General features: G+C 74.4%; 16 protein-coding genes and 1 pseudogene. 8 read left to right on the forward strand and 9 right to left on the reverse strand.

Annotated features, from left to right (window positions below; all coding sequences use genetic code 11):
- Nucleotides 1-211 precede the first annotated feature (211 nt).
- Nucleotides 212-802, forward strand: a complete 591-nt coding sequence (locus tag HF519_RS08175; protein WP_169411768.1) for a hypothetical protein — start codon at nt 212-214, stop codon at nt 800-802.
- 65 nt (nt 803-867) lie between these two features.
- Nucleotides 868-1,017, forward strand: a pseudogene (locus tag HF519_RS33230) (DUF1330 domain-containing protein); the annotation flags it as partial.
- Between the two features lie 32 nt (nt 1,018-1,049).
- Here the strand turns inward: HF519_RS33230 and HF519_RS08185 are convergent.
- The 3 genes from HF519_RS08185 to HF519_RS08195 form a co-directional block, all read right to left on the reverse strand.
- Entirely contained in the window at nt 1,050-1,259 is a 210-nt protein-coding gene (locus HF519_RS08185) for a hypothetical protein (protein ID WP_169411776.1), read from the reverse strand.
- Nucleotides 1,260-1,385: 126 nt separating this feature from the next.
- Nucleotides 1,386-1,658, reverse strand: a complete 273-nt coding sequence (locus HF519_RS08190; protein ID WP_169411780.1) for a hypothetical protein — start codon at nt 1,656-1,658, stop codon at nt 1,386-1,388.
- A gap of 149 nt (nt 1,659-1,807) precedes the next feature.
- Nucleotides 1,808-2,872, reverse strand: coding sequence for a 3-deoxy-7-phosphoheptulonate synthase (locus HF519_RS08195; protein WP_169411785.1), 1,065 nt, complete (start codon nt 2,870-2,872; stop codon nt 1,808-1,810).
- Nucleotides 2,873-3,069: 197 nt separating this feature from the next.
- Between HF519_RS08195 and HF519_RS08200 the strand changes: the two genes are divergently transcribed.
- Nucleotides 3,070-3,858 (forward strand): carbon-nitrogen hydrolase family protein, encoded by a 789-nt coding sequence (locus HF519_RS08200; protein WP_169411790.1) that lies wholly within the window; start codon nt 3,070-3,072, stop codon nt 3,856-3,858.
- 43 nt (nt 3,859-3,901) lie between these two features.
- Here HF519_RS08200 and ppk2 read toward each other — a convergent pair whose 3' ends face one another.
- Complete coding sequence (gene ppk2 / locus HF519_RS08205; RefSeq protein WP_169411801.1) at nt 3,902-4,717, reverse strand: polyphosphate kinase 2; 816 nt, start codon at nt 4,715-4,717, stop codon at nt 3,902-3,904.
- A 67-nt stretch (nt 4,718-4,784) separates the two neighbouring features.
- Between ppk2 and HF519_RS08210 the strand changes: the two genes are divergently transcribed.
- Nucleotides 4,785-5,453 carry a hypothetical protein gene (locus HF519_RS08210; RefSeq protein ID WP_169411806.1) on the forward strand — a complete coding sequence of 223 codons (669 nt, stop codon included), beginning with the start codon at nt 4,785-4,787 and terminating at the stop codon, nt 5,451-5,453.
- Between the two features lie 9 nt (nt 5,454-5,462).
- On the opposite strand, the gene HF519_RS08215 is transcribed toward HF519_RS08210, so the two are convergent.
- From HF519_RS08215 to HF519_RS08230, 4 genes are read right to left on the reverse strand one after another with little or no spacing between them, the layout of a single operon-like run.
- Nucleotides 5,463-5,759 (reverse strand): 4a-hydroxytetrahydrobiopterin dehydratase, encoded by a 297-nt coding sequence (locus HF519_RS08215; protein WP_169411809.1) that lies wholly within the window; start codon nt 5,757-5,759, stop codon nt 5,463-5,465.
- A 17-nt stretch (nt 5,760-5,776) separates the two neighbouring features.
- The gene (locus tag HF519_RS08220) at nt 5,777-6,625 is read right to left on the reverse strand and encodes an ABC transporter permease subunit (protein ID WP_169411811.1); all 849 of its coding nucleotides are present in this window, start codon (nt 6,623-6,625) and stop codon (nt 5,777-5,779) included.
- Nucleotides 6,622-7,578 carry an ABC transporter ATP-binding protein gene (locus HF519_RS08225; protein WP_312859973.1) on the reverse strand — a complete coding sequence of 319 codons (957 nt, stop codon included), beginning with the start codon at nt 7,576-7,578 and terminating at the stop codon, nt 6,622-6,624. Before HF519_RS08225 ends, HF519_RS08220 begins: the two co-directional genes overlap by 4 nt.
- Nucleotides 7,579-7,601: 23 nt before the next feature.
- On the reverse strand, nt 7,602-8,630 hold the full coding sequence (locus HF519_RS08230; protein ID WP_211169714.1) for a LolA family protein: 1,029 nt from the start codon (nt 8,628-8,630) through the stop codon (nt 7,602-7,604).
- 96 nt (nt 8,631-8,726) lie between these two features.
- On the opposite strand from HF519_RS08230, the gene HF519_RS08235 reads away from it, so the two are divergent.
- From HF519_RS08235 to HF519_RS08250, 4 genes are all read left to right on the forward strand, one after another.
- Complete coding sequence (locus HF519_RS08235; protein WP_169411814.1) at nt 8,727-9,410, forward strand: response regulator transcription factor; 684 nt, start codon at nt 8,727-8,729, stop codon at nt 9,408-9,410.
- A gap of 10 nt (nt 9,411-9,420) precedes the next feature.
- The gene (locus HF519_RS08240; protein ID WP_169411851.1) at nt 9,421-10,761 is read left to right on the forward strand and encodes a sensor histidine kinase; all 1,341 of its coding nucleotides are present in this window, start codon (nt 9,421-9,423) and stop codon (nt 10,759-10,761) included.
- 250 nt (nt 10,762-11,011) lie between these two features.
- Nucleotides 11,012-11,854 (forward strand): NUDIX domain-containing protein, encoded by an 843-nt coding sequence (locus HF519_RS32750; protein WP_312859974.1) that lies wholly within the window; start codon nt 11,012-11,014, stop codon nt 11,852-11,854.
- A gap of 226 nt (nt 11,855-12,080) precedes the next feature.
- Nucleotides 12,081-12,962 carry a PDDEXK-like endonuclease domain-containing protein gene (locus HF519_RS08250; protein ID WP_169411818.1) on the forward strand — a complete coding sequence of 294 codons (882 nt, stop codon included), beginning with the start codon at nt 12,081-12,083 and terminating at the stop codon, nt 12,960-12,962.
- A gap of 338 nt (nt 12,963-13,300) precedes the next feature.
- Here HF519_RS08250 and HF519_RS08255 read toward each other — a convergent pair whose 3' ends face one another.
- Complete coding sequence (locus HF519_RS08255) at nt 13,301-13,450, reverse strand: hypothetical protein (RefSeq protein WP_169411820.1); 150 nt, start codon at nt 13,448-13,450, stop codon at nt 13,301-13,303.
- Nucleotides 13,451-13,553: the final 103 nt, after the last annotated feature.

The raw sequence follows: 13,553 nt of genomic DNA on the forward strand, positions 1-13,553 counted from the left end.
CTGCGCTCACCGGTCGTCCCCGTCGGCCGGCTCAGCGTTCGCGACCCCTTGCCGGGGGTCCGCGCAGGTCGAGCGCGTGCAGGCGAAACGTCCCAGGCCCCCGGGCCGCCGGGCGGGCCCCGGTGTCGAGCAGGCAGCAGCATGAGGCACCGTGGGGGCGCATCAATGTGCGGCGCCGGCGCCCGCAGGGGCGCCGGGGGAGGTATACGCGATGACCGATCCACACGAGCCCGAGCAGTCCGCAGGCGAGGAGAGCTCCGGCCGGGACCGGCCGCCGGTCCAGAGCCAGGACGGGGCCGGTGAGGGCACCAGGCGGCAGACCCCGTCCGCCGAGGTGCAGCACACCGAGACCGAGGACACCCAGGTCCAGGGCGCCTCTGCCGCCGGTCGGAAGGAGGGCAGGAAAGCCCTGCTCCTCGGGCTCGGCGGCGGTCTGGTGGTCGCCGCGTTCGTGCTCGCCGCGTTCGTCTGGCCGGGTTTCCTCGCCGGTCCGGGCAAGCCGGACGACAAGGCCGCGGAGGCGGTCGCGGCACTGTCCAGCAAGAACCCCGGGGAGCTGGAGAAGGTCTCCTGCCACGGCCCCGACGGCAAGCCGGTCGCGCAACTGCCACCGCAGGCTCTGCAGCTGATCCAGGCCGTCAAGCAGACCGGCCCGCCGCAGCTGTCCCTGGACACCCAGGCGCTGGCGCCGGTCGACCTCACGCTGAGCGCGCAGGGCCAGACGCAGGACCTCCCGGTCGATGTGGTGCTCGGCGTGACCAACGGCGAATGGTGCATGAACGGCATCTCGCAGCGGCAGTAGCCGGGTGCGTCGGCATGTCCGTGTGGTGACAGCCCGGCGTCCGACCCCCATCCGCGGGAGGCCGCTACCTCGTGCGTGGGGGCGCGCACAAGATCTACGAAGGAGACCGGGACCCGGCCCGGCTCGTGCTCCTGGAGTTCCCGTCGCAGGAAGCCCGGGAGTCCGATCAGTTTGTCGCCGCCTTCGAGCCGGAGCACCCGGGGCGCGACGCATGAACTGGCCGAGGACCTGGGCGGCCGGCCCCGCTCTACGCGTTGCGCTGTTGCAACTGCTCCGCCTGCGGAACGGCGCGCGGTCTCGGCAGCTCGACGGTGCGCTCTGCGCCGGGGAGCTCGTGGTAGGCCGGTTGCCGGCGTGCCGGGCTCCGACCGAGGATCCGGCCGACCAGCACGGCCGCGAAGACCGATGCCGCGATCCACGTACCGGCGACGAGCGCGATCCCCGTGATGACGTCCACACCTGTGTATCGGTCAAGGGGTCGTGGTGTTGCCTCACGATCAGGTGTTTCCGCCATCACCGGGTCCTCGCCCGACGTCCGCCCGGGCAGCGGCGAACCGGTGCTCGAGCGCCGCCGTACCGGTGGTCACGAGCGCCCGATGCGCTCCTCGCCCGGGCCCGCGAACCGGTAGACGGCGCCCCCCTCCGGCTGCCGGACGTCCGAGAGCTCGTAGGTGGAGGACGTCCGCTCCGTCTGCGGGAGCGGCGTCGCGATCTCGTCGTCGACGACCTCGGCGCTCACGGGGTCGAGCAGCTGGATCCGGGGCGGTGGGGCTCCGCCGGGCCCGGGCTCGATGGTCACCCACTCGCCACCACGGGGGCCGTCGTCGACGAAGACCCGCAGGTGTGACTCGGCCATGCCGCCCGACGCTACGACGTCGCAGCAGCACCCGCAGGACGCGACGCTCGGCTCGACATCGCGGTCGTCGACGATCACCGCCGACCACCACGACGTCGAGCCGCGCCGTCCCCGCGGCGGCATAGCGCGCTGTCGGGTGAGGCCGGTTCTCAGCGCCGGGTTCGCACCGCCGCTGCGAGCTCGTCGAGCAGGGCCGCGGTGGTGTCCCAGTCCATGCACGCGTCGGTGATGCTCTGCCCGTAGGTGAGCTCCGCCCCGCCGGTGAGGTCCTGACGGCCGGCCACCAGGAAGCTCTCCATCATCACGCCGGTCACGCCGCGCTCACCGGCCGCGATGCGGGCGGCGACGTCGCGGACGACGCCGGCCTGCCGCACGTGGTCCTTGCCGCTGTTGCCGTGGCTCGCGTCGACGATCACGCGCTCCGGCAACCCGGCCTGCCGGAGCCGGTCGAGCGTCCCCGCGACGGTCGCCGCGTCGTGGTTCGGGCCCGCCGAACCACCCCGCAGGATGACGTGGCAGTCCGGGTTGCCGGAGGTGGTGATCAGGGCGGCGAGCCCGTCGGCGTTGATGCCCATGAAGACGTGGCTCGCCGCGGCCGCCCGCACGCCGTCGACCGCGACCTGGACGTCACCGTCGGTCGAGTTCTTGATCCCGACCGGCATGGACAGCCCGCTGCACAGCTGGCGGTGCACCTGGCTGGCCGCGGTCCGGGCGCCGATCGAGCCCCAGCTCACGGTGTCGGCGATGAACTGCGGGGTGATGGGGTCGAGGAACTCGCAGCCGACCGGCAGCCCCAGCGCGGAGACGTCCAGCAGCAGCTTGCGGGCCAGGCGCAGCCCGCGGTTGACGTCGAAGGTGTCGTCGAGGCCCGGGTCGTTGATCAGGCCCTTCCAGCCGACGGTGGAGCGCGGCTTCTCGAAGTAGGCGCGCATCACCACCAGCACCTCGTCCTGCACGCGCGCGGCGTGCCCGGCCAGCCGGTGGGCGTAGTCGAGGGCCGCGTCGGGGTCGTGGATCGAACACGGGCCGACGACGACGATCAGCCGGTCGTCGCGACCGTCGAGGATGTCGACGATCCCCGCGCGGGCGCGCGTGACCGTGTCCGCGACGGCGTCGTCGACCGGCAGCTCGTGGCGCAGCAGGGCGGGGGAGAGCAACGGGCTGATCCGCGTGGTCCGGTGGTCGTCCAGCGGCGGGGCGATCGTGCGAGGCATGTGGGGGGCTTCCTTTCCGGCAAGCCGCCCCGTCGATCCCGTCGAGCCGGCTTGGTGTCCGGCTCGGGGATGGGAGGTCAGCGCAGCGTGACGCCTGCCGGCCCATCCGGGGCCGGGCGTCCAAACCAGTACTGGCGCTGCACGGACCTGACTCTAGCGGTTCGCCCGAGCGGGCCGCGTCGGGGAGGATCGGTCGCATGCGGATCGCGCTCGCCCAGGTCGTCTCGTCGACCGACTCCGAGGACAACCTCAAGCTGATCGACCAGTACGTCCGCCAGGCCGCGGAGGCGGGGGCCCGGCTCGTGGTGTTCCCCGAGGCGGCGATGTGCCGCTTCGGCGTCCCGCTCGGTCCCGTGGCCGAGCCGCTGGACGGGCCGTGGGCGACGCGGGTCCGTGCCCTCGCGGCGGACGCCGGGATCACCGTGATCGCCGGGATGTTCACCCCGGCGGACGACGGGCGGGTGCGCAACACCTTGCTCGTCACCGGCGGGGGCGTGGAGACCTCCTACGACAAGATCCACCTGTTCGATGCCTTCGGGTTCGCCGAGTCCGACACGGTGGCGCCGGGCGCCGAGCCGGTCACCGTGGACATCGCCGGCGCGACGATCGGCCTCGCGACCTGCTACGACGTGCGCTTCCCCGGGCTGTTCCAGGAGCTGGCCGGGCGCGGGGCGTCGGTGATCGTGCTGCCCGCGTCGTGGGGGGCGGGCCCGGGGAAGCGGGACCAGTGGGACGTCCTGGTGCGGGCCCGGGCCCTCGACGCGGGCGCGTTCGTCGTCGCCTGCGACCAGGCGGACCCGACGACGGTCGGTGGCGAGGCGGGCAAGGCGCCCACCGGGATCGGGGCCAGCCTCGTCGCCGACCCGTTCGGCGCGGTCGTCGCGCAACTCGGTGCGGAGCCCGGGCTGCTGGTCGCCGACCTGGACCTGGATCGGGCCGGCACGGCCCGGGAGCGGACCGGGGTGCTGGCGAACCGCCGGTTCTGACCTGCGGGGCGGCCGACCGTGCTGCCCGGTGTCCCCGCGCGGGTCAGGTCAGCGTCGCCGCATGGTCGGGGACCGCGGTGAACATCTCCCGCGGCGGCCGCCGGTAGCCCTGCCCCGACGGTCGCTTGGGGATCGTCAGCTCGAGGCCGGGAGACGGCTGCCACGGCACGCTCGCCAGCAGGTGGGCGATCATGTTGATCCGGGCGCGGCGCTTGTCCTCGGCCTCGACCACCAGCCACGGTGAGGCGCGGGTGTCGGTGTGCACGAACATCTCGTCCTTGGCCCGGGAGTAGTCCTCCCACCGGCTGATCGACTCCAGGTCCATCGGCGAGAGCTTCCACTGCTTCATCGGGTCGGACATCCGGTCGCGGAAGCGCCGTTCCTGCTCGGCGTCACTGACGGAGAACCAGTACTTGCGCAGCTCGATGCCGTCCTCGATGAGCAGCTCCTCGAAGATCGGGCACTGCCGCAGGAACCGCTTGTACTCCTGGGGCGTGCAGAAGCCCATGACACGCTCGACGCCGGCGCGGTTGTACCAGCTGCGGTCGAGCAGCACGATCTCCCCGGCGGCGGGCAGGTGCTCGACGTAGCGCTGGAAGTACCACTGGGTGCGCTGCCGCTCGGTGGGCGCCGGGAGAGCGACGATGCGGCAGATCCGCGGGTTGAGGTACTCCGCGACACGCTTGATGGCCCCGCCCTTGCCCGCCGCGTCCCGGCCCTCGAACACGACGACGAGCCGCGCACCGCTGCCGCGCACCCACTCCTGCATCTGCACCAGCTCGCCCTGCAGCCGCAGTAGTTCGCGTTCGTAGGGTTTGCGTGCGAGTTTCTGAGGCCGGGGCAGGTCCGTCTCGGTCATCACGAGCTCCCGTCGGTGGGCTGCCGCACAGTGTCCCCGATCGCGGCCGGGGCCCGCCCGTAACGCGATGAGTGGCGATGACGAATCCAGCTGCATCGAAGTTCAGGAGGACGACCAGGGTATCGGCGCCCGGCGCCCGCCGCCGCCGGGCGTGGACGTCCGTGCCCGCGCGGATCTGGTGCTCGAGCACGTGCAGCGGGTGGTCGCGGTCGCCGTGGAGCCGGTCGAGCTCCTCACCGAGGCGGGCGGGCTGCTGCGACGCCTGGCGCTGTGCGGGACCGCGGTCGAGATCCTCCTGGCCACCGACGGGACGGTCGACGGCCGGGCCGTCACCCGCATGTACTCCCGCATCGGGTTGCCGGACACCCCCCGCCACCGGCTCGGACTGCGCCGCCTCCGGCCCAGCCCCGCCGGCGACGACGTGCTCGCCGCGCTCAGCGAGATCATCGGCTTCGATCCGGAGCCCGGGCTGGCGATCCTGGCGCCGGCGGCGCTGCCCGGGCGGATCGACCGCACGATGCTCAGCCGGATCGCCCGGCTGGCCGCCGAGATCTATCGCGCCGACCTGGTGCGTCACCTGCCGATCGACGACGTGGCCCGCCCGTGGACGGTCACGTGCCCGCTCACCGCCGAGGAGGCCCGGCGCAAGCGGTATGCGCTCGGCCGGCCCGTGACGGCCGACGAGGAGCGGTTCGTGGTGGAGCGGGCGATCCCGGCTCAGCGCACCGTCTCCTGAGCACAGCCGTCAGCCCTGGGCCGCATCGAGCTGCTCGGAGATGGCCCCGGCCAGGCCGACGTCCTTCTCCGTCAGCCCACCCGCGGAATGCGTGGAGAGCCGAAACCTCAGCGTCCGCCACCGGATGTCGATGTCGGGATGGTGATCGCGTTCCTCGGCGATCTCGGCAACCCTGTTCACCACCGCGATCGCGGCGGGGAAGCTGGGGAGTTCCGCGGTCCGGACGAAGGAGTCGCCGTCACGCTCCCAACCCGGCAGGCCGTCCAGCGCGGAGGTGATCGCGGTGTCGTCGAGGAGGTCAGCCATGCGGGCATCCTCCCGGCTCAGGCGTCGCGGCGCAGCATCCGGATCAGCGTGAGCCCCCCGCCGACGGCGACGTAGCAGAGCGCCCGCAGGGAGCTCTCCGCCATCCCGTCGAGAGGCAACGGGTCGCGCAGCGCGTCGGCGCCGGCCGCCCAGCCCGACGTGAGCAGGTAGGGCTGCAGCCACTCCAGCGCGGGGATCGCGGAGAGCACCCCGAAGACGATCAAACCGCCGAGCACCGAGGCCAGCACGACCAGCGGGTGCTCGGTGAGCGCCGAGATCGCCAGCGCGATCGCACCGACGGCGGCGAGCTGGCCGACCGTCCACACGACCACCAGTGCGACCCGGCCCACGGCCTCGCCGAGCCCGAGCGTGGTCCCGGACAGGGTGACCAGCCGACCGTCGGCCCCGCCCACGACGACGAGCCCGGCCAGGACGCCGACCAGCGCGATCACCGTCGTCGCCAGTGCGGCGACGACCAGCACCCCGAACGCCTTCATCCCGACCAGCCGCAGCCGCCCGACCGGCGCCAGCAGCAGGCCGCGCATCGTGCCGTGAGCGGCCTCTCCGGCGATCGCGTCGGCTGCGGCCATCGCGACAGCCAGCGGCAGCAGCAGCGTCAGCGCGAGCGACATCGCCGCGATCGGCAGCACCAGCCCGTTCCCGGCGACGGCCCCGATCAGCCCGCCGCCGGAACGCCGGTCGGCGACCACGACGCCGACCGCGATGAGGACCGGGATCAGCGCGAACAGGCCGAGCATGACCAGCGTGCGCGGGCGGCGCAGCACCCAGCGCAGCTCGGCGCCCAGCAGCCGGCCCAGCGGCGCGGACGTGCGCCGAAGGGGCAACGGATCGGCCTGCGTCGTCACCGGGCCTCCTCGGTCAGCCGCGCGAACAGCTCCTCCAGCCGGGCCCGCCGACGGCGGGCCTCGTGCACCGCGACGCCGGCGCGCACCAGCAGCGCGATCACCTCCGGCGCCGGCGGTCCGTCGTCGGCCACGACCACCGCGTCACCGTCGCGGAACGCCGTCGCACCCGCCGCACGCAGGACGGGCAGCGCGCGCTCGACATCGGGGGTGCTGATCACCAGCCCGCCGGCATCGGCCTCCAGCAGGGTCCGCAGCTCGCCGGAGGCGACCAGCGAACCCGACTGCAGCACCGCGACGTGCGTGCAGGTCGCCTCCACCTCGGCCAGCAGGTGCGAGGACACCAGCACCGTCGCCCCGCCCGCGTGCAATTCGGCGATGATGCGCCGGACGTCGCGGGTACCGGCCGGGTCCAGCCCGTTGGTCGGCTCGTCGAGGACGACGAGCCGGCGCGGGACGAGCAGCACAGCCGCCAGCCCGAGCCGCTGTTTCATGCCGAGGGAGTACCCGCGGTAGCGGCGGTCGGCGGCGCCGGCGAGCCCCACGCGCTCCAGGGCGGCGTCCACCGCGGCCGGGAGGTCACGGCTCGTGAGCAGCGGTTCGGTGGCGCCGGCCCGGCGCAGGTTCTCCCGGCCGGACAGGAACGGGTGGAAACCCGGGCCCTCGACCAGCGCGCCCACCGACGGCAGCACCGCGCCGGCGCCGTCCGGGACGGGGCTGCCGAGCAGCTCCGCGGTCCCGGCGGTCGGTCGGGTCAGGCCCAGCAGCATCCGGATCAGCGTGGTCTTGCCCGAGCCGTTGGGCCCGAGCATCCCGAGCACCGCCCCGGTGGGCACGTCCAGGTCGATCCGGTCCACGGCGACGGTGCGCCCGAACACCTTCCGCAGCCCGCGGACGCGGGCCGCGACCGGCGCCGCGGTCCCGTCCGCCGGCGCGCCTGCCGCAGCGCGAGTCACTCCCGCTGCGGTGGGGGTGGGCGTCACGTCGACAGGGCTTCGGTCAGGACCTGCTCCGGGACGGCACCGGCCGCGATCCGGCCGTCGTCGGTGACGATCGCCGTCGCCACCGCGGTGGTGATCAGCCGGCCGCTGCCCCAGCTGCCGCTCACGGGCGTGCCCAGGCTCGACAGGTCCGGCGACTCCCGGCCCTCCGCCGGGGCCTTCGCGATCACCACGGTGTCCCAGCCGTCGCCGACGACCGTCGGGCCGCCGCTCGTGGCGGGGGCGCCCGGCGCCGGGCTGGTGGATTTCGGCTCGGCCGCCGTGACCGTCGCGCCGGGGGGCGGGGTGAAGGTGAACAGAGACGGGTCCTGCGCGCCGAACGTGAGGTCGGTGAAACCGACCTGCAGCGCCGGTTCCGCCGAGCCGGTCGCCAGCACGCTGAACCGCAGCGGCATCCGCTTCTCGGCGTCGACCGCGATCCGGACCTCGCGCAGCAGCGTGCGCTCGGTCGGCGCCGGTGCGAGCACCAGTTCGTAAGCCGGGCGCCCGGCCACCTCGGCCGTGCCGTCGACGGTCACCGCGCTGGTGGAACGGAGCATCTCGATGGCCTGGGTGGCCGCGGCCGTCGGATCGGTGGCGGCCCGGGCCTCCTGCCTCTCTCCGATCGGCCTGCGGGTCACGGTGCGGTCCGCGGAGTCCCAGGACCACAGCGTCGTCCCGTCGGTGACGATCGTGCGCTCGCCCTGCGCCGTCGGGAGCGACAGCCGGCCCTGGTGCTCGCCACCGGACCACACCCGGGCCGTGCTCGTGCCGTCGGCGGCCTGCGGGAGCTGGGGCAACGGAGGCAGCCCCAGCGCGTTGTCCAGCTCGACGGTCCCGGCGAACGGCTCGTGCCGGGCCGCGATCACCGAGCTGACGAGGTCCTCCGGGGAGACCGGCGGCAGCTCCGGAGCGGCCCCGGCGCCCGCCGGCGTCGCGAGCAGCCCCAGCCCGACGGCGCCGGCGACCGTCACCCTCAACCCGGCCCTGACCCAGCCACTGCGCTTCGCTGACCGCCCTGCTGCCATGGACACAGCGTGAAGCATGGCGGCTGAGAGATGTCTGAGGTGACAGGCGGTCACGGCGTTACCGCGTGGTCGTCCCGACCAGTAGCGTCGCCGCCGATGGCGCGAGTGCTGGTGGTGGACGACGAACCCGGGGTGCGGACCGCACTCGCCCGGGGACTGACGGCCGAGGGCATGGAGGTGGTCGCGCTCGGCGACGGGCCGTCGGCGCTGCGGGCCGCGATGACCGGCAGCTTCGACGCCGTGGTGCTCGACATCATCCTGCCGGGGCTGTCCGGCTACCGGGTGCTGGAGCAGCTGCGCGCGGACGGCGTCGACACACCGGTCCTGCTGGTCTCGGCCAAGGACGGCGAGATCGACCAGGCCGACGGGCTCGATCTCGGCGCCGACGGCTACCTGGTGAAGCCGTTCTCCTTCGTCGTACTCGTCGCGCAGCTCAAGGCGATGCTCCGCCGCCGCGACGCGGCGCTCGGCCGGACCGGGCAGCGGGTGCGTCTCGGCCCCCTGGTCGTCGACCCGGCGGCGCGCACCGTGGCCTGGGACGGCCGTCCGGTGGAACTTTCGCCGCGCGAGTTCGCGCTGCTGCACGCCCTGGCCAGCCGGCCGGACACCGCCGTGGCCAAGGACGAGCTGCTGCGGCTGGTCTGGGGCGACGAGCAGGCGGCGAGCCGCAACGTCGTCGAGGTCTACGTCGGGTACCTGCGGCGCAAGCTCGAGGCGGTGGGCGCGGGGAACGTGCTGCGCACCGTGCGCGGCTACGGCTACCTGGTCGGCTCTGCGTGACGTCACCGTGATCGCGCGGTTGCGTCGGTGGTGGGCGGCCCGCCCGCTCCGGTTCCGGATCACCCTGGTGGTCGGGGTCGTGGCCCTCGTGGTGCTGCTCGCGCTGAGCCGGCTGGGTGCGGGGCTGCTGCAGTCGACGCTGCTCGGTGCGGCCGACGCCGAGCTGCGCGGGCAGGCCCGGATCGCCGCCGACCGGATCGCGACCGGCACCCCACTGGACGCGTCGGGCCCGCAGCCGTCGATCCGCATCGTCGACACGGCCGGCGCCCCGGTCGACGGCCGCGGAACGCTGCCCCTGCGCCCACGGGAGATCCGCGAACTCGCCGCCGGCGAGTCGTTCACCGTGTTCCGCGACGGCGACCCGCGGCGCTGGCTCGCCGTGCCCGCCGTCCTGCCGGACGGGACGCCCCGGCTCGTGGTGGCCTCCGGTGACCTGGTCGGTGCGGCGACGCTGCTCGCCCGGGCCGCGGTCGGTTTCCTGCTGGCCGCCCTGCTGGGCGCGGCGGTCGTCGCGCTCGCCGCGTGGGCCGCGACCCGGGCCGCGTTGCGCCCGGTCGACCGGATGCGCGTGGCCGCGGCCAGGCTGCCGCCGGGGGAGCGGTTGCCGGTGCCCACGGCCCGGGACGAGCTGCACGCGCTCGCAGAGGAGATCAACTCGCTGCTCGCCCGGCGCGACGAGGCAGCGGCCCGGCTGGAGCGCTTCACCGGCGACGCCGCGCACGAGCTGCGGTCCCCGGTGGCCGCGATCCGCGTGCAGGCCGAGGTGGCCGTCGCGCACCCGGATCCGGCGTTGGCGGACGAGACGCTGCGCGAGGTGGCGGTCGAGGCCCAGCGGCTGTCGGTGTTGCTGTCGGACCTGCTCGCGCTGGCCCGCGCGGATGCGGGACAACGCCCGCCGGCCGAGCCCGTGGACCTGGTCGGGGCGACCCGGGCGGCGATCAGCCGGGCGGCCGTGCAGGACGGTGACGATCACGACCGGCCCGTGGTCCAGCTCGTCGCCCCCACCCCGGCCGAGGTCGCGGCCAGCGCGGGCGAGGTGGGGCTGGTGCTGGACAACCTGCTGGGCAACGCGCGCCGCTACGCCCGCTCCGTCATCCGGGTCGACGTGCTCCCGGCGGGGCGGTGGGTGCGACTCGTCGTGGAGGACGACGGTCCCGGCATCCCCGAGGCGGACCGGGAACGTGTCTTCGACCGGTTCACCAGGCTGGCCCCGGAGGTCGGGGGCGGAGGCGCCGGCCTCGGGCTGGCCCTGGTGTCGGCCCTGGTTCGCGGTCGCGGCGGGACGGTCGTCGCGGGCGCGGCCCCCGATGGCGGCGCCCGCCTCGAAGTCCGCTGGCCCGCCCCCTCCTGACCCCGCGAGTCGGGGTTTCCAGGAGCGCGAGTCGCAGTCTCCCGGTGCGCGAGTCGGGGTTTTCGGGAGCGTGAGTCGCGGTCTCCCCGTGCGCCACATCGGGGTGGCTCCGGGCGTGCGTCGGGGTCTTCCTGTGCGCGAGTCGTGGCGTCTGCGCGCCTGGCATGCGCTCGGCTCGCTCACCCGTCCCGGCCCGGGTCCTGAGACACCGGTCCGGGATCATCGGACGCCGATGCGACGATCTCCTGTCGTGCCCGCGCTGCGCTCCACCACCCTGATCGACGCCCCGCCCCGCACCGTGGCCGGTCTGCTGCGGGACTCCGAGGTCGCGGCCGAGGCGCTCGCTCGCGACGGGCACCGGTTCACGGCGCCGGCCCGGTTGCTGGTCCCGGGTGACGAGGTCCGGCTGGGCGCCCGGCTGCTGCCCGGCATCCGGCTTCCGCTGACCACCCGCATCACCGCGATCTCACCGGCCGGGATGACCTCGGTCCTCACTCGCGGACCGGCCCGGGAGCTGGTGCACACGGTGACGCTCACCCCGACCGCCACCGGCACCCGACTCGTCGACGAACTGATGTGGACCGCGCCGTGGGGGCCGCTGGGACGGATCGGCGACGCGCTGCTGCTGCGCCGCATGGTGCGGCGGCTGCTCGCGGCGCGGGCCGGCGTTCTCACCGAACGGGTGGCGGCACTGGCCGGGGCGAGCGTGGTGGTGGCGACCGCGCTGGTGCGCGACGGCCGGGTACTGGCCGCCCAGCGCTCGCGCCCGCCGGAGCTGGCGGGGCAGTGGGAGCTGCCGGGTGGCCGGGTGGAGGCGGGGGAGTCGGAGCCGGATGCGGTGGCGCGGGAGTGCCGTGAGGAGTTGGGGACGGACGTCCGCGCCATCGGCCGGCTCGGCACCGATCTGCCGATCGCCCCGGGCCTGCTGCGGGTGCACCGGGCCGAACCGGCACCGGGTGCCGCGGAGCCGCGGGCGCTGGAGCACTCCGCGCTGCGGTGGGTCGGGGCGGACGAGCTCGCCGATCTCGACTGGGTGGCGGCCGACCGCGCGGTCCTCGCGGATCTGACCGAGCTGCTGACCGGCCGTACCTGAGGGCCGGGCGGCGGATAGAGGGGCGGGCTGTAGGACGCGCGGTCGGCTGATGGGCGGGCGGACCGAGCCGAAGCGAGCGCGGATCGGTGCCCGCGCACGCCTTCGTGATCACCGTTGCGGAAGCCGACGCCGCGGATTCCGCGGTCGCCGGCTCCCGGCCGATGATCACGAGACGAGGTGGCCCAGGGTGGGAACCGGGGCGGGCCGCGGTCCGTCAGACCCGGGCATGTCGGTCAACTCGTACCTCCTCCGCCAGGCCGGGGTCATCACGCGGGCACAGGCGCAGAGCGCCGGGCTCTCCCGTGACGCGGTCGACCGGCGGCTCGCCACCCGCCGCTGGCGGCCGCTCCACCCGCGGGTCTACCTCGCCGCCGGCCACCGGCTGACCGATGAGGCCCGGGTGCGCGCAGCCGTGCTGTGGGCCGGGGAGAGAGCCGTGCTGTCCGGGGTGGCCGCCGCCTGGTGGCACGGGATGGCCGAGCGCGCACCGCTCGTCGTCGGGGTGACGGTGTCCCGGCGCCGGTGTCCAGGCCCGCGTCCGGGAGTGGCGGTACGTCGCCGCGAGCTGGACCCGGCCGACCGGGACGAGCGCCGTGGCGTCGTCCTCACCGCCCGTCCGCTGACGGTGCTGGAGGCTGCCGTGGAGCTGGGCGGCACCGGTGGTGAGTTCCTCGATCGTGCCCTGCAGCGGTGGGTGCGCTTCCCGGCCGTGTACGCGGCCTACTGCCGCAACCTCGGCGCGCACGGCTCGGCGACGGCGGGCAAGCTGCTCGTGGCCGCCGCGGACCGGTCGGCGTCCGTGGCGGAGCGGTTGCTCGCGCGGCAACTGCGGGCGGCGGGCATCACCGGATGGCGGGCGGGCCACGAGGCCGGAGGATTCGTCATCGACATCGCCTTCCCGGCGGCACGGGTCGCGATCGAGGTCGACGGGTGGGCCTGGCACATGGACACCGAGCGGGCCGGGCGCGACAGGCGACGGCAGAACGCTCTGGTCCGGCAAGGCTGGACGGTGCTGCGCTACACCTGGCACGACCTGACCGGACGGCCCAGGACGGTGCTCGCCGAGATCCTGCACGAGGTCGCCACCGCCTGCGCCGCGTCCGTCTGACTCGGGATCGGGTGCACCCGGGCCCTACACCGCCGAGCCTCCCCGTAGCGACGGTCACGTGGTGACTTCGATCACCGATCGGCCATGATCGACCGTTGTGAACGGACGGCGGTGAACACCGCGGCTGTGCGCTCCCGGACGGCGATCACGGCGCCGGGCCGCCGCCGGGCGACACGCGGGCAGGTCACCTCGGCAGCCCCGGCGGCCGCCCTTCCCGTGATCGCCGTTCCGGTGCGCCGGGCCGCGAACAGCACTGATCGGGATGCACAACCGCTGATCACAGGCCTGTGGCCGACCTCCATCAGAGGGATCGTCCGACCGCGGGGCCGGGGCCGGGCTCAGTACTTGCGCGCCTCTTTGACCGCCCGCGAGAGCTCCTTGCCGCTCAGCCCCCGGTCGGCAATCTTGCTCAGCCGTTGTGCGACCACAGGGCAGTTCGAGCACCGTTTCGGCTTCGAACGGCAGCACTTCTTCTTGACCTTGCCCATGATGAGGTGAGCCTAGGCTCACGAGTGGGAATGATCCAGGGGTTCAACGGGCTACCGTTAACTGTGAGCACAGCTGGATCCACCCTCGAGGCCGCCCACTCGG

The sequence above is a fragment of the Pseudonocardia bannensis genome, assembly GCF_012911875.1.
Lineage (GTDB): Bacteria > Actinomycetota > Actinomycetes > Mycobacteriales > Pseudonocardiaceae > Pseudonocardia > Pseudonocardia bannensis.